This is a genomic window from Streptococcus mitis (assembly GCF_023109235.1).
GTDB classification, from domain to species: Bacteria; Bacillota; Bacilli; order Lactobacillales; family Streptococcaceae; genus Streptococcus; species Streptococcus mitis_DA.
The window spans coordinates 20,023-35,802 of sequence record NZ_JALDUC010000003.1; the positions used below are offsets into that span (position 1 = coordinate 20,023).

Annotated in this window: 13 protein-coding genes; 2 read left to right on the forward strand and 11 right to left on the reverse strand. The window is 42.2% G+C overall.

Annotation, left to right across the window (positions count from 1 at the left end; genetic code table 11):
• Positions 1–16: 16 nt before the first annotated feature.
• The 3 genes from M1F55_RS02670 to M1F55_RS02680 all read right to left on the reverse strand — a co-directional run bounded on the left by M1F55_RS02670 (position 17) and on the right by M1F55_RS02680 (position 3,168).
• Positions 17–1,195: a pyridoxal phosphate-dependent aminotransferase gene (locus M1F55_RS02670; protein WP_247947223.1), complete on the reverse strand. Its 1,179-nt coding sequence runs from the start codon at positions 1,193–1,195 to the stop codon at positions 17–19.
• A complete protein-coding gene (locus M1F55_RS02675; RefSeq protein WP_247947224.1) occupies positions 1,192–1,680 on the reverse strand; it encodes a cell wall elongation regulator TseB-like domain-containing protein in 489 nt (162 codons plus the stop codon). Before M1F55_RS02675 ends, M1F55_RS02670 begins: the two co-directional genes overlap by 4 nt.
• 291 nt (positions 1,681–1,971) lie before the next feature.
• The gene (locus tag M1F55_RS02680) at positions 1,972–3,168 is read right to left on the reverse strand and encodes an MFS transporter (RefSeq protein ID WP_247947225.1); all 1,197 of its coding nucleotides are present in this window, start codon (positions 3,166–3,168) and stop codon (positions 1,972–1,974) included.
• Between the two features lie 391 nt (positions 3,169–3,559).
• On the opposite strand from M1F55_RS02680, the gene M1F55_RS02685 reads away from it, so the two are divergent.
• Positions 3,560–4,108, forward strand: coding sequence for an NADPH-dependent FMN reductase (locus M1F55_RS02685; protein ID WP_247947226.1), 549 nt, complete (start codon positions 3,560–3,562; stop codon positions 4,106–4,108).
• Between the two features lie 125 nt (positions 4,109–4,233).
• Here M1F55_RS02685 and yaaA read toward each other — a convergent pair whose 3' ends face one another.
• The 5 genes from yaaA to M1F55_RS02710 all read right to left on the reverse strand — a co-directional run bounded on the left by yaaA (position 4,234) and on the right by M1F55_RS02710 (position 10,098).
• Entirely contained in the window at positions 4,234–4,962 is a 729-nt protein-coding gene (yaaA, locus tag M1F55_RS02690) for a peroxide stress protein YaaA (protein ID WP_143951827.1), read from the reverse strand.
• A 78-nt stretch (positions 4,963–5,040) separates the two neighbouring features.
• A complete protein-coding gene (locus M1F55_RS02695) occupies positions 5,041–5,205 on the reverse strand; it encodes a YczI family protein (RefSeq protein ID WP_031227831.1) in 165 nt (54 codons plus the stop codon).
• Positions 5,206–5,266: 61 nt separating this feature from the next.
• Positions 5,267–6,862: a hypothetical protein gene (locus tag M1F55_RS02700; protein WP_247947227.1), complete on the reverse strand. Its 1,596-nt coding sequence runs from the start codon at positions 6,860–6,862 to the stop codon at positions 5,267–5,269.
• A gap of 11 nt (positions 6,863–6,873) precedes the next feature.
• Complete coding sequence (locus M1F55_RS02705) at positions 6,874–7,284, reverse strand: peptide deformylase (protein WP_247947228.1); 411 nt, start codon at positions 7,282–7,284, stop codon at positions 6,874–6,876.
• A gap of 117 nt (positions 7,285–7,401) precedes the next feature.
• Complete coding sequence (locus M1F55_RS02710) at positions 7,402–10,098, reverse strand: cation-translocating P-type ATPase (RefSeq protein WP_247947229.1); 2,697 nt, start codon at positions 10,096–10,098, stop codon at positions 7,402–7,404.
• Between the two features lie 307 nt (positions 10,099–10,405).
• On the opposite strand from M1F55_RS02710, the gene mntE reads away from it, so the two are divergent.
• Positions 10,406–11,590 (forward strand): cation diffusion facilitator family transporter, encoded by a 1,185-nt coding sequence (mntE, locus tag M1F55_RS02715; RefSeq protein ID WP_247947230.1) that lies wholly within the window; start codon positions 10,406–10,408, stop codon positions 11,588–11,590.
• Between the two features lie 36 nt (positions 11,591–11,626).
• Here mntE and M1F55_RS02720 read toward each other — a convergent pair whose 3' ends face one another.
• The 3 genes from M1F55_RS02720 to dapB are packed head-to-tail and all read right to left on the reverse strand — an operon-like array spanning position 11,627 to position 15,458.
• Positions 11,627–13,498, reverse strand: coding sequence for an ABC-F family ATP-binding cassette domain-containing protein (locus tag M1F55_RS02720; RefSeq protein ID WP_247947231.1), 1,872 nt, complete (start codon positions 13,496–13,498; stop codon positions 11,627–11,629).
• Positions 13,495–14,694 (reverse strand): CCA tRNA nucleotidyltransferase, encoded by a 1,200-nt coding sequence (locus tag M1F55_RS02725; protein WP_282184706.1) that lies wholly within the window; start codon positions 14,692–14,694, stop codon positions 13,495–13,497. Before M1F55_RS02725 ends, M1F55_RS02720 begins: the two co-directional genes overlap by 4 nt.
• Entirely contained in the window at positions 14,691–15,458 is a 768-nt protein-coding gene (gene dapB / locus M1F55_RS02730; RefSeq protein ID WP_247947232.1) for a 4-hydroxy-tetrahydrodipicolinate reductase, read from the reverse strand. The genes M1F55_RS02725 and dapB overlap by 4 nt, the downstream gene beginning before the upstream one ends.
• Positions 15,459–15,780 lie beyond the last annotated feature (322 nt).

Below are 15,780 nucleotides of genomic sequence, written 5' to 3' on the forward strand. Positions count from 1 at the left end.
TCCTTTTCTTTTTCTTTTATTTTTCCATAAATACTTTCAAGCGTTTAACCGCTTCTTTAAGAGTGTCTAGGTCTGTCGCATAGCTGAGGCGGACATTTTCTGGAGCTCCAAACCCTGCTCCTGTTATGAGTGCCAAACCAACTTCCTCAAGAATAGCTGTTGTAAAGTCAGTCACATCCGTATAACCTTTCATCTCCATGGCTTTTTTAACATTTGGAAAGAGATAGAAGGCTCCTTGTGGCTTAACGACTTCAAAACCAGGGACCTCACATAATAGCGGATAAATGGTATTGAGACGCTCCTCAAAAGCTTTACGCATGGTATCAACAGAATCCTGTGGTCCTGTTAAGGCTTCGATAGCCGCATATTGAGAAACAGATGTCAAATTTGAAGTTGTTTGTCCCGTCAATTTACTCATAGCTGCAATGATTTCAGGATCACCTACCGCATAACCAACTCGCCAACCCGTCATGGCATAGGCCTTAGATACACCGTTGATAACAATGGTTTGCTTACGAATTGCTTCTGATAGACTTGAGATTGGAACAAATTCATTTCCATTATAAACAAGGCGACCGTATATATCATCTGCTAAAATCAGAATGTCATGCTCAACTGCCCAATTTCCGATAGCTAGTAATTCTTCACGAGTATAGATCATACCAGTCGGATTAGATGGTGAATTGAGAACCAAAACCTTTGTCTTATCTGTCCTAACTAGTTCTAGTTGATCCACTGTGACTTTAAAATCATTGTCTTCTTTAGCTTGAACAAAGACTGGAATCCCTTCTGCCATCTTGACCTGATCTCCATAACTAACCCAGTATGGAGTTGGAATAATAACCTCATCTAAAGGATTGATCACAGCCATAAAGAAAGTATAGAGGGAGAACTTGGCACCTGTGGCAAAGGTAACCTCATTACTTGCTACAGAATAGCCATAGTAGCGCTCGAAGTAGGTATTCACTGCAGCTTTTAATTCTGGTAGACCTGAAGCTACTGTATAGAAGGAAGCCTGTCCTTCTCGAATAGCTTTAACTGCTGCATCCTGAATATTTTCAGGAGTGTGAAAATCTGGTTGTCCCAAGGTCAAGAAAAGGACATCCTTACCTTGAGCTTTTAATTTTTTTGCTCTCGCATCACTAGCTAAAGTGACACTTTCTTCCATTTCTAAAACACGGTTGGATAGTTTCATAGGCCCTCCTTATTGACCAATGCTCCTGTTTCAAAATCTACTAGATAAAAATTAGAGCCTGACTTGACTTCCCAGATTGGCTTGTCTTGATAACGGCCAAAGGTAATCTTGTCAATCTCGCCTGCTCCTTTTTCCTTAGAAAGAGCTTCTGCTTTTTCTTGTGAAACACCTTGATTTAGCTGATAAACGTAGATCTTATGGTCATCTTTTCCAATCAGGACAGCAAGTGCTTCTTGCTGTTTATTATGACCAAGAACACTATAATAGGATTCCAAGCCATTGTATAAGTCAACCTGATCAGCCTGCTCTAATCCTGCATACTGCTGAGCTAATTTTTCTCCTTCACTTTTAGCTGTTTGATAAGGTTTCATCCCCAAAAACACCAGATACAGAAAGGAAGCGCTGATAACCACAAACAAAATCGTCATCCCTAGACCATACTGCCACAGTAGATTATTTTTTGCTTTTTTTTGTCTTTTTTTCACTCGTCTATTTTACCATCTATTAGGCTTTATTACAAGTGAATATAAGAATACTCTGCGAAAATCCAATTCAAACTTTGTCAGCGTCGCCTTGCCGTACCCAAGTACTGTCTGCGGCTTGCTTCCTAGTTTGCTCTTTGATTTTCATTGAGTATAAGAAACCAATTCTATTTCTTCCTTCAAAGCAAACCGATTTTTCTTGATTAAAGCCGAGCAAGAAAAGTAAAGACAGCTCCAAAATCAACCTATTAAAAAACCTGAGCTTGGCACTCAAGTTTTCGTAATTTTTTTGATTTATGGAATCACTTTATCATCCATTCTTTTAGCCATTTTTCCTAAAAAGATAGGTAGTAGAAGGCCAATCATGGCTAAAAAGAAGCCTAGATAAAGAAATGTTAGCACAAAGCCTAAATGGTCAATCAACCAGCCTTTCAGTGGAAAGAACACAATCATACTCAGGCTAAACATCATAGAGTAAACACTCAGCATGGTTGCCCTTACTTCGCTTGGGAGTCGCTCTTGCAAATCATTGTCAAAAATCGGCTGAAAAAGAGCATACAGAGCATTGCTAATCAAATAAATCAAAATATAGATTAGAGGTGTTCCAAAGTAGGACAGCAGGTAGGTAACTCCAGTCAGCAGGACGAGGATAGGGAAAAGCTTCAAGGCAGCATAGTTTTTGCCAATCTTACTCGCTAGATAGACTGCGACGATATTTAAGATACTACCAAGTAGCATAACTGCTGAAATTTGCCAACCACTTAAATCTGGTAACTGATTTTGATAGTAAAAATAAAACATGCACATGAGTGTTCCGACAATCTGAGACAAAATCATCCAGTTGAACAGCATGGGATTTCGCTCCAACTCTTCCTTAACAGTCCCAATAATCTGTCTCATAGTCACACTATCAGCTTTTTCTAGCTTGACACTGGGTTCTTTCAGCATCCAAATCAAGACAAGAACTATGATAGAAGTGGTAATCATGATATAGTAGGTCAGGTACAATTGACCATGGACAAAAAATCCCGCCAACACTGTCCCCAAAGACCGAGTTCCTTCTGACACTCCTGATAGGAAGCTTGAAATGGATAGATAGCGTTCTTTTAGTCCAGCTTCTACAGCCGAGTCATAGACCATTGCTGCGCTTGTTCCTGAATCAAAATTATAAGACAAGGCGCTTATCGCCATTGCTAGGGCATAAATCCAAAAATTTCCCTGCCCAGCCAACATGAGAATAGAAGACACAATCCCTGCTATTCGACTTAAATAAAGGTTGGTCTTATAGGAATAGCGGTCAGCTAACATACCAGATGGAATTTCACAGAGAAGACTGGTCGTATGAAAAATACTTTCCAGAAGTCCAATCTGCCAAAGAGACATTCCGTTTTGACTGAGAAAGAGAATCCAAAAACTGGTAATCCCTAAAAATGCAAAAAACTCAACTCCGGCCATCAGGCCAATATTTTTCCGATAATTTCTTATTAACATCTTTTCTCCTTTAACAAGTGTATTATTATTTCTTTTGTCCGTCACTTGTTAATCTGTGCCTTACATGATCTCCACCCCTTTTTAGAAGCATTCTTCAATGCCATTATTGTTCCTTTAATGATTTATGAAATGATATCGGAAAATAACTGTTCTGCAGTTTCTATTGCGAGTTTTCTTGTTTATTTTAGCACTTATGTTATCATATTACAAGAGAATATAGGAATGCTCTGCGAAAACCCAATGCATTCCAGTCGCAAGTGATTAGATATCCTGCAATTTTATAGTTTTAATTATCTCTGAGCAAATTTCTTGCAAGTTGCTTTGTTTTGTTGTAATCTATTTTATAACAACGAGAGAGTTCTCGGAAATTTTAAGAAAAAGGAGACACATCATGTCTAAAAAAGTATTATTTATCGTCGGATCTCTTCGCCAAGGTTCTTTCAACCACCAAATGGCGCTCGAAGCTGAGAAAGCACTTGCTGGTAAAGCAGAAGTTAGCTATCTTGATTATTCAGCTGTCCCTCTCTTCAGTCAAGATTTAGAAGTTCCAACTCACCCAGCTGTAGCAGCTGCTCGTGAAGCAGTTCTCGCTGCGGATGCCATCTGGATTTTCTCTCCAGTCTACAACTTCTCTATCCCTGGTACAGTAAAAAACTTGCTTGACTGGTTATCTCGCGCCCTTGATTTGTCTGATACACGTGGCGCTTCTGCCCTTCAAGACAAGTTTGTCACAGTATCATCTGTAGCCAATGCAGGTCACGATCAACTCTTCGCTATTTACAAGGACCTCTTGCCATTTATCCGTACGCAAGTTGTTGGTGATTTCACTGCTGCACGTGTCAACGACTCTGCTTGGGCAGACGGAAAATTGGTTCTTGACGAAACCGTCCTAAACTCACTTGAAAAACAAGCTCAAGACCTGGTCAATGAGATCAAGTAACTAACATAATAAAAGCGAACAAGACTACTTTTCTGACACTCAGAAGACTAGCTTGTTCGCTTTTTTCTCATTTATAAACTAAAATAGCTGATGATACATATTGCCAAATACAAAATATCTGATTTCTATACTTCCTTTACAAAAACCAATTCCTGTGGTTGGGACAGGTCTTCTCTGTAAACAAATCCTGTAAAGCTTAAGCGACGAGCTTCTTCTACCGTCTGTACTTGATTTTCTATCAGAGACGTTAGGAAGGCACCACGCGCTTTCTTAGAAATAGTTGAATGAATCTTCAGCTGACCACCTCTATCCTCCATGAATTTGAAGGTCACCATTTTTTCTCTGATTTCCTTAGAAAATACAGTCTCAAACTCGGACGACAAGAGAGAGAAAATCACTTCTTCCAGCTTCAGAGCTTCATCGTAGGCTGTCTTCCAATGATTCTTCAAAGTCTTACCAGCGACTTTTAACTTCATCAAAAAATCCAAACGGTGAGGGGCCATAGGTGACAAGGCTGGTACGACTCCGTACAAAGCCGAAGTAATAAATACATGATTTTCAAGATAGGCTTGTTCTACCTCGGTCAGTTTGTCTCGCTTGATATGGCGATACATAAGCCCATCAAAAAGTTTCAGAGCTGGATAGTGTTGAGCAGTTTGCCTTTTCAAAGCTTGGATATGTTGAAATTCCTCCACTGCCTTCTCGGCTGAAACTTTGTAAAAACTCTCCAATTGACTAGAAGAATAGAGAGCCAAGACATCCAGCACAGCCTGACTTTCTGATTTTAAAGGAGCGACTTCAATACTTGGCAAATCTGTGTTCATTTCTTTTGCTGTTGGGATTAAAATTTTCATATTAATAGTGTAGCATATTTTTTAGCCACAACCAAGAAATTCATCTGAAAAACCTCGGTTTGACCGAGGTTTCTCTGTTTATTTGGGCCATCCTAACCAGACAGCCACGAGAACAAGGGCTATACCAGCTAAACTTGTTAAGATAGATAAGAATTTATCTTTTTTCTCCTTGAACTGAGAAAAACCTATCTTCAAAGCGAGCAGTCCGAGTAACATTGAAGCAAGCATCACATAAAAACCCATTTGTTTGTCCTCCATTAGTATTAATTTATCTTATAACATATATTTCTTAAATAAACCTTTTTTACTGCACTTTAAAGGTCTTGAGATAGTTGTCTTTTCCTACTTGACCTTCAAAGTTTTTACCATTTTCTAGGTAAGGAAGTTCATCAGATACTGAAGCCTTAACCTTATAAATCTTACCATCAAATTTAAAGAAGTAGACGGTGTCGCCCTTGATAACAGCTGATTTGAGGTCTGCCACCACGCCCTTGATACTTTCTGTCGTTTCATTATCAATTTCAAGGTCGTTTTTATTGGCGTACTTGCTGAGTAGCTCTTCCACTGTCGTAGCTACGATAACGTTTTGGTACTCGACTGCGTCTACCAGGGCATACTCTTTGACCAAGCCGGCATTGTCCTTCAAGCCCATGATATACAGAGGCTTGTCATTGAGGTTGATGAGGATTGGAAAGGTTGCCTTGTAGGATTTCTCTTGAACAGCACCTTCGGCTGATTCACGGGCTGATTCTTCGGTCGCAGAAGCCAAGCTGTACTTAGTGATTTCTCCTGTCCGCATATTTTCAAGGATAAAACCAAGATTACTTTCATCTGCATTGGCCGATGTCACACCTGTGTAGAGATAGATGTCATTACCGATAGACAAGTAATTATAGCCCTTGGTAGTCTGGGTCACGTTTTTCTTGGAAATCATGGCATTCCAGAAACCGTCCTTGTACTTGCCGTTGTAGTTGATTTGCTCAATGGTTTCCTCAGCTGGATAAACCCTGTCCACCCATTCTGGAACATCTGCCAAACTGTATTCCTTGGTGTCTCCATTTGTGGCATCCAAGATAATGACTGAAACTGGACGAGGAACCGCAAGCCCAAATTGCTTTTGGTAAACCGTTGCTACATAGAATGGATTACCCTCATCGTCCACCTCAAAAGATGGAGTCTTGAAGATTTTAGTTGGGTACTTGAAGCGTAGGTGACGTTTGACATCGCGGTTAAAATACTCCGAGTCCGAATACTTGATTGGTGTCTTCAAGTCCACCAATTCCGCATTTCCTGTCACCATATCCACCTTGATATACTCGCCGATTCCCTTGGCCTGATTGTTAAACCATTTGATAGGATCTGCGTATTCTAGCGGTGTAACCCGATAAGGTTTCCCATCAATCGTCAATTGGGTATAGGTGTCTGCCGCTACGTACTGCGACACCTTATCCGTTAGGGAACCCAAGTAGCGGTCCCCAATTTTTTCAGCAGTACTTCTATCTAAGATTGGAACCTTACTGGTGTCAGTCTTAGGAAATTCAGTAAAGTCTTTTTCCGTAACCGTGACTACATTGGCATAATTTTTAGCCTGAAAAATGCTGGAAGTCACCAAGGAAACCAAGGCTGCTAAGAGAAGAATTCCTCCAATAGAAGCTAAAAGGATTTTCCCTAACCGATTGATTTTGAAACCCTCAAGATTTAAGGCAGCTTCCGCTTTGCCATGACGCACATGGACTGTTTTGACCAGATTGATTCCCCTGCCAAAGCCAAATAAGATAGCCACAACCAGCAAATGTCCACAGAGGAAAAAGAGAAATTCCCAGCTGGTCAGGTTAAGAGGCGGTAAAAAGATATACCAGGTCGTTGCGATAAAAATAAGTTCAAAGACTATTCGTTTCATTTGCTTTCCTCCTAAATGATTCGTCCTTCCAAGTGATCCAGTTCATGCTGGCAAATCTGGGCTGGGAAGCCTGTCAAGGTAATGGTCTGTTCCTGCCACTTGCTGTCACGATAGGCAACCCTTATAGTTTCATAACGCTTAGTAGGTCTCACACCTGTCAAGGACAAACAGCCTTCTTCTGTCTCATAAGCTCCTTCAGAGGACAGGAGCACTGGATTAAACATGACCACAGGAACCAAACCAAGATTAAAGATAATCACACGCTTCTGCACCCCAATCATATTGGCAGCCAGACCGACACAAATCTCACGATTTGCTAAGAGTGTATCCTGCAAATCTCTGGCAAGATAAAGGTCTTCCTGACTTGCCGGCTGAGATACCTGAGATAAAAACAAAATATCCTTCACAATTTTCTTTTCCACTTCCTCACACTCCTCTTGTTTTTTACTATATTATAGCAATTATAGCACAAAAGACGGCAACTGCAAGCCCTTTCCCTCAACTGTAGCAAAAAGCCATCCGAAGATGACTTTTTCTTTTTAAATCGCATTCTTGTCAAAGCCAAGTTTGCGTTGGATAAATTTAACGATTTCGACAATAATAATCATTGAGAAGCTTCCGCCTATAACGATTCCCCATTGTGACAAGTCTAGTTTGGTTACGTGGAAGATTCCTTCAAGCGGTTCTACGACGATTGTTGCCATGAGAAGGATGAAGGATACCAAGATGGACCAGTTGAAGGTCTTAGACTTGAATGGGCCAACTGTCAAGATGGATTGGTAAACAGACTTGACATTATAGGCATGGAAGAGCTGAATCAAACCAAGGGTTGCAAAGGCCATAGTAAGGGCATCCGCATGAATGGCATGATTGTCACCCACATGTACTGGATAAGCAATCGCAAGGCCATAAACACTCATAACAATAGCTGCTTGGAGTACACCTTGATAGATGATAGAACTCAAAACACCACCTGAGAAGAAGCTTGCCTTGCGTCCACGTGGTTTATGGTTCATGACACCAGGCTCAGCAGGTTCAACACCAAGAGCGATAGCTGGGAAGGTATCTGTTACCAAGTTAATCCACAAAAGATGAACTGGTTGCAAGACATCCCAACCAAACAAGGTTGATAGGAAGATGGTCAATACTTCAGCAGTGTTGGCAGAAAGTAGGTACTGAATAGTCTTTTGAATGTTTGAGAAGACCTTACGTCCTTCTTCAACTGCAACGATAATAGTTGCAAAGTTATCATCTGCAAGGATCATGTCAGATGCACCCTTAGAAACCTCTGTACCAGTGATTCCCATACCGATACCGATATCGGCTGTTTTCAGAGCTGGCGCATCATTGACACCATCACCTGTCATGGCAACGACTTTACCTTGTTTTTGCCAAGCCTTGACGATACGAACCTTGTGTTCTGGAGACACACGGGCATAAACAGAGTATTGACCAACGACTTTTTCAAAGTCTTCATCTGACAGTTCGTTGAGCTCAGCACCAGTTAAAACGTGGCCTTCTGTATCATTTGTATCAATGATTCCCAAACGTTTGGCAATAGCTTCTGCAGTGTCTTGGTGATCACCCGTAATCATGATTGGACGGATTCCAGCTTCCTTAGCCACACGAACAGCCTCAGCAGCTTCAGGACGTTCAGGGTCAATCATTCCAATCAAACCAGTAAAGATTAAATCATTTTCAAGCTCTTCAGAAGTCAGGTTTTCTGGAATGCTATCGATAATCTTATAAGCACCTGCAAGGACACGCAAGGCTTGGTGGGCCATTTCAGAGTTGTTTGTATGGATGAGGTTTGTAACCTTCTCATCAATAGGAGCAATATCCCCAGCTTTGTCACGAAGAATACAACGTTTCAAAAGTTGGTCTGGCGCACCCTTGACTGCTACAAGGAAACGACCATCTGGCAACGGGTGAACCGTTGACATGAGCTTACGTTCAGAATCAAATGGCAACTCAGCCACACGAGGATATTTCTCTAAAAATCCTTTAACATCGTAGCCCTTGTCCAAGGCATATTGGATAAAGGCTGTTTCGGTTGGGTCACCAATCAGATTGCCTTCGACATCAATCTTAGTATCGTTAGCTAAGACTACTGAACGTAGAAGCGGCATTTCAAGACCCAGTTCAATGTCATCAGCTGAGTCATGTAGGACTGCATCATAGAAGACTTTTTCAACGGTCATCTTGTTCATGGTCAACGTACCAGTCTTATCAGAAGCGATGATTTCCGTTGAACCAAGTGTTTCTACTGCTGGCAACTTACGAACGATAGAGTTTCGTTTGGCTAAAACTTGAGTACCAAGGGCAAGAACGATAGTTACGATAGCTGGTAGCCCTTCTGGAATTGCTGCAACGGCAAGCGCAACAGAGGTCATCAACTCACCGAGTGGATTTTTGCCTTGAATGAAAACACCAACTACAAAAGTAACAAGGGCAATGACCAAGATAGCATAGGTCAAGACCTTAGAAAGGTTGTTCAAGTTTTGTTTGAGTGGTGTATCCGTCTCATCCGCATCTTGGAGCATACCCGCGATATGACCAACTTCCGTGTACATACCTGTATTGACAACAACACCAAGACCACGACCATAGGTCACGTTAGAGTTTTGGAAGGCCATGTTGACACGGTCCCCAATACCAGCATCTGCAGCAAGTTCAACTGTCAAGTCTTTTTCGACTGGCACAGACTCACCTGTAAGAGCTGCTTCTTCGATTTTAAGAGAGTTGGCTTCAAGCAAACGTAGATCTGCAGGTACTACGTCACCAGCTTCAAGGGCAACGATATCACCTGGTACTAATTCTTTAGAATCAATCTCCGCCATATGCCCATCACGCAGAACGCGGGCAGCTGGACTAGACATGGATTTGAGAGCTTCAATGGCTTCTTCTGCTTTTCCTTCTTGATAAACACCAAAGGCAGCGTTAATGATAACCACGGCTAAGATGATAATAGCATCTGCGATATCTTCCCCACCAGAAGTCACGACTGACAAAATAGCCGCCGCAACTAGGATGATAATCATCAAATCCTTAAATTGCTCGATGAATTTGATCAGGATTGATCGTTTCTCGCCTTCTTCGAGTTCATTGTGGCCAAATTCTGCAAGGCGCTTTTCCGCCTCACTTGATGACAAACCTTGCTCGGTCGCATCCACAGCCTGCAAGACCTCTTCAGGACTCTGAGTGTAAAACGCTTGGCGTTTTTGTTCTTTTGACATGTGTCTCCTCCTTGACATTGTGTGCAAAACAGACTCTCTTTTCCCTCATCGCATCTTTTCACGACAAACAAAAAGAGACCTGTTAATCATAACAAGTCTCGCTGTTTAAGATAGTGCCGGAAAGCATACTTTTCAGTATAAAATTCGGAATGACGACACTATCACAGGTTTCTGCCAGCTACTCCCTTGAGTAGTACTATTATACCAAATTTTGAAAAGTTTTCAAAGAGTAAAAACTGCCTTATTTGAATTTTCCCTTGAAAACCAGTATAATGGTAAAATGCTATGTGACTAGAAAGGAAGTTGAATGAAGCAATCTATTTCAAATCTCAAGTTAGCTGAGCGTGGGGCAATTATCAGCATTTCTACCTACCTGCTCTTGTCTGCAGCGAAATTAGCAACTGGGCACCTCCTCCATTCATCCAGTTTGGTGGCCGATGGTTTCAACAACGTGTCGGACATCATTGGAAATGTGGCCCTCTTGATTGGAATCCGGATGGCACGCCAGCCTGCGGACCGTGACCACCGTTTTGGTCACTGGAAGATTGAGGATTTGGCTAGCTTAATCACTTCCATCATCATGTTCTATGTTGGCTTTGATGTTCTAAGGGATACCATTCAGAAGATTCTCAGTCGTGAAGAAACGGTTATTGATCCTCTTGGTGCAACTCTAGGAATTATTTCTGCATCGATTATGTTTGTAGTTTATCTCTACAATACTCGCCTCAGTAAGAAATCCAACTCCAAGGCACTAAAGGCAGCAGCCAAGGACAATCTTTCTGATGCAGTCACCTCACTTGGTACTACCATTGCCATCCTGGCCAGCAGTTTCAATTATCCCATTGTGGATAAACTGGTTGCCATTATCATCACTTTCTTTATCTTGAAAACTGCTTATGATATCTTCATCGAGTCTTCTTTTAGTCTTTCAGATGGCTTTGACGACCGTCTGCTTGAGGACTATCAAAAGGCCATTATGGAAATTCCCAAAATCAGCAAGGTTAAGTCCCAAAGAGGTCGCACCTACGGTAGCAACATTTATCTTGATATTACGCTAGAAATGAATCCTGACTTGTCTGTTTTTGAGAGTCATGAAATCGCGGATCAAGTCGAGTCTATGCTGGAGGAACGTTTTGGCGTCTTTGATACCGATGTCCATATTGAGCCAGCGCCTATCCCTGAGGATGAAATTTTAGACAATGTCTACAAAAAATTGCTTATGCGCGAACAATTGATTGACCAAGGAAATCAACTGGAAGAACTCTTGGCTGACGATTTTGTCTATATTCGTCAAGATGGAGAGCAGATGGATAAAGAGGCCTATAAAGCCGAAAAAGACTTGAATTCTGCTATCAAAGACATTCAAATCACTTCCATCAGTCAAAAGACCAAACTCATCTACTATGAATTAGATGGCATCGTCCATACCAGTATCTGGCGACGCCACGAAACCTGGCAAAATATCTTTCATCAAGAAACCAAAAAAGAATAGAGAAATCCTGTCATGAGACGGGATTTTTCTATTCTTTTAACTATTAAAGTCACTTAGATACTCATAGCGTTCGTATTTTTCAAGGAGTGCTTCGTTATTCTCATCTAATTCTTTTTGGAGAGTAGCCAGCTTACCAAAGTCAGAACCATTGGCCTGCATCTCCTCTTCAATAGCAGCGATACGATTTTCCAAGGTTTCAATATCGCCTTCAATGCTTGCCCACTCCTGCTTTTCTTGGTAGGTCATGCGTTTCTTGTCTTCACGGACCTTGACCACTTTCTCCTTTTCGACCTTTTGCACTTGATTGGCCATCTCTGTTTCAAAGGCTTTTTCATCAAGGTAATCAGTGTAATGACCAAAGAAAGGACGAATTTTACCATCCTCAAATGCAAGAATCTTGGTCGCTACCTTATCCAAGAAATAGCGGTCGTGACTAACAGTCAAAACTAGACCCGCAAAGCCTTGCAAGAAATTCTCCAAAACTGTCAAGGTCGCAATATCTAGATCATTTGTCGGTTCGTCCAAGAGAAGAACATTTGGTTTTTCCAAGAGCAGTTTGAGGAGATAAAGACGTTTTTTCTCTCCCCCAGACAATTTCTCAATCAAGGTTCCATGCGTCGAACGTGGGAAAAGAAACTGCTCCAGCAGCTCTGCAATAGAAGTCGTAGAACCACCGCTGGTCTTGACCTCTTCTGCCACTTCCTGCAAGTAATTGATCACTCGCTTGCTTTCATCCAAGCCCTCAATTTGCTGAGAGAAATAGGCGATACGAACAGTTTCCCCAATCACAACTTGTCCTGCTGTCGGCTCAAGAATGCCTGCAATCAAGTTAAGGAGAGTTGATTTCCCAACACCGTTGTCCCCAACGATTCCAATACGGTCTTTGGCCTGCACCAAGAGATTAAAATCTTGCAAAATAGGCTTGTTTTCATAGGCAAATGAAACATCCTGAAACTCGATGACTTTCTTCCCAATCCGACTGGTTTCAAAGTTCATAGTCAAGTCTGTCTCAGCAACGCCGCCTGAAACTTCCTTTTTCAGGTCGTGGAAACGATTGATACGAGCCTGTTGCTTGGTCGCACGCGCCTGCGGTTGTCTACGCATCCAGGCCAATTCTTGCTTATAGAGTTGTTCCTTTTTGTGGAGAAGAGCCGCATCGCGTTCATCCTGTTCCGCCTTAAGGCGAACATAGTCCTGATAATTCCCTTGATACTCTGTCAAGCCTGCGCGATCCAACTCGAAAATCCGTGTTGACAAAGCGTCTAAGAAATAACGATCGTGAGTGATAAAGAGAACTGTCTTCTTAGAATTTTTTAAAAAGAGGGTCAGCCACTCAATAGTCGCAATATCCAGATGGTTGGTTGGCTCATCCAAAAGCAAGAGGTCGTGGTTGCCAAGTAAAACTTGCGCCAATTGGACCCGTCTTCTTAGACCACCTGACAATTCCCCAACAGGAGTAGATAAGTCCTGAATACCCAGCTTGCTGAGAACGGTCTTGACCTGACTCTCAATTTCCCAAGCTTGGAGAGAGTCCATTTCTGCCATAACCCGTTCCAAACGCGCCTGCTTGTCCTCACTATAGTTGAGCATAATCAACTCATATTCACGAATGAGCTGGATTTCCTTGAGGTCGCTGGATAGGACTGTATCCAAGACCGTCTTGCTATCATCAAAATCAGGATCTTGAGTCAAGTAACCAATCTGGTAATCATTCTTAGCTGAAAAGGGACTCACATCCCCATCAAAGCCAGAAACACCAGAAAGAACATCTAAAAGGGTGGTCTTCCCTGTTCCATTGACACCAATCAGACCAATTCTGTCTAGGTCATGGATAATAAAGGAAATATCCTTAAAAACGGTCTTATCACCGACGGATTTACTTAGTTTTTCAACGATAAAATCACTCATTTTTTCTCCCTCAAGTAAGCATGGATGGCTTGTAGGTCATTTTCCAATGTTCCATCGACAATGGCATATTCAATCTCTGTTAAAATCTCTCCCAAGTCTGGGCCCGGCTGATAACCATATTCCTTGATCAAAATACCACCGTTGATTTGGATTTCTTTCTTATCATGAATGGTCAGACTCTGGTAGGTTTCTGTGATGACTTGTGGGTTGACTGGTTTTCCCTGAGCCTGACGAAGATTTTCAGCCTGTAAAAGCAAATCCAAGTCAAAGCGGTAACAATCGCGCTTGCTCAATTCTCCCTTTTCACGCAAGGCCAAAATAGTCAGTAAATCCTGAACTTGCTTAGCAAACTGGCGTGAGGTCTTCCAAGCCTTCAAAAAGGGCTGCGCATTTTCAATATCCAAAGCCCACAGTAGAGCCGCCCAGGCTTGTTCAGAGGATTCAAAAGTAAAATCGGTCTCTAACTCAAACAGTCTGTTAAGCTTGTCCTGGCTAGCTGCCATATCAGGGAGATAATCATAAGCTTGACTCTCAATCATGGAAGCCAAGCCCCTTCTCCAAAATGGAGCCAGCAAGAGTTTATCAAACTCAACGAAGGTACGCTCTACAGAAATTTTCTCCAAAAGTGGCGTCAAAGTCTTCATAGCTTTAAATGTTTCTGACTCAAGCTCAAAGCCAAGACTGGCCTGAAAACGGAAGCCACGCATAATCCGCAAAGCATCTTCGTTGAAACGCTCACTTGCCACTCCAACCGCCCGCAAAACTTGATTTTCTAAATCTTCTAAACCATGGAACAAGTCAATGATTTCTCCTGTATCGTCCAAGGCAAAGGCGTTGACTGTGAAATCACGGCGCTTGAGGTCTTCTTCTAGCGAGCGCACAAAGGAGACCGCACTGGGTCTGCGATAGTCCACATAGACATCCTCTGTCCGAAAAGTAGTCACCTCATACTCCTCGTCCCCATCTAAGACCAAGACAGTTCCATGCTCGATTCCGATATCGGCTGTTCGCGGAAAAATCTGCTTGGTTTCTTCTGGATAAGAAGACGTCGCAATATCCACATCATGGATAGGACGATTGAGGAGGGCATCTCGAACAGAACCTCCAACAAAATAGGCCTCAAAACCTGCTTCTTTAATTTTTTCTAATACTGGTAAAGCCTTCTGAAATTCAGAAGGCATTTGCGTTAATCTCATAATAAGTGTTCTAATCCATAGACAAGCTCATGACGCTTGACAACTTCTTTAATTCCCAAATTCACCCCTGTCATGAAGGAGCTGCGATCATAGGAGTCATGACGGAGTGTCAATCCTTCTCCCTGATTGCCAAAGATGACTTCCTGATGGGCTACTAAGCCTGGCAAACGTACTGAGTGGATCCGCATGCCATCAAAGTCAGCACCACGAGCACCTGCAATCAATTCTTCTTCATCAGGCGCACCTTGCTGGGTAGACTCTCGAACTTCTGCCATTAACTCAGCTGTTTTAATAGCTGTTCCACTCGGAGCATCCTTTTTCTTGTCATGATGGAGCTCGATAATCTCCACATTTGGGAAATATTTGGCAGCCTGCGTCGCAAATTGCATGAGTAAGACAGCACCCAAGGCAAAATTTGGAGCAATCAAGCCACCCAAATCTTGGGTACGGGAAAATGCTTTTAGTTCTGCAATTTCTTCACTAGTAAAGCCAGTCGTTCCAACTACTGGAGCAAAGCCGTTTTCGAGGGCAAAACGTGTATTTTCGTAGGCAACAGCTGGAGTAGTAAAATCTACCCAGACATCCGCTTCAAAGCCTGCTAAATCAGCCTTATCCTTGAAAACAGGAATTCCCTGCCATTCTGACTCAGACTCAAAAGGATACAAAACTGCTACCAAGTCCAAGTCTGGATCAGACAAGACCATCTGACAAGCAGCCTGACCCATTTTTCCTTTAAAACCAGCAATAATTACTCGAATACTCATCTCTACTCCTGTCTAAGATACAAAGGGCCTTAGCTGCCCGTGAAAAATAGGGGATGGCGCTGACTTTCCACAAAAGGCAAGACAGGCATCTTTTTTCAAGAGGCAGGTAGTCCGTGTTCAATTTCTAAGATACAAAGCCTGTAAGAGCACAACGTGAAAATAGGAGTTCTGATCAAGGAGTAAATACTCCTTGGAAGACCTATCTTTTTCACACAGGATTCCAGGCGTGTTCAATTATCAAGATACAAAGGACCTTAGCTGCCCATGAAAAATAGGGGATGGCGCTGACTTTCCACAAAAGGCAAGACAGACATCTTTTTTC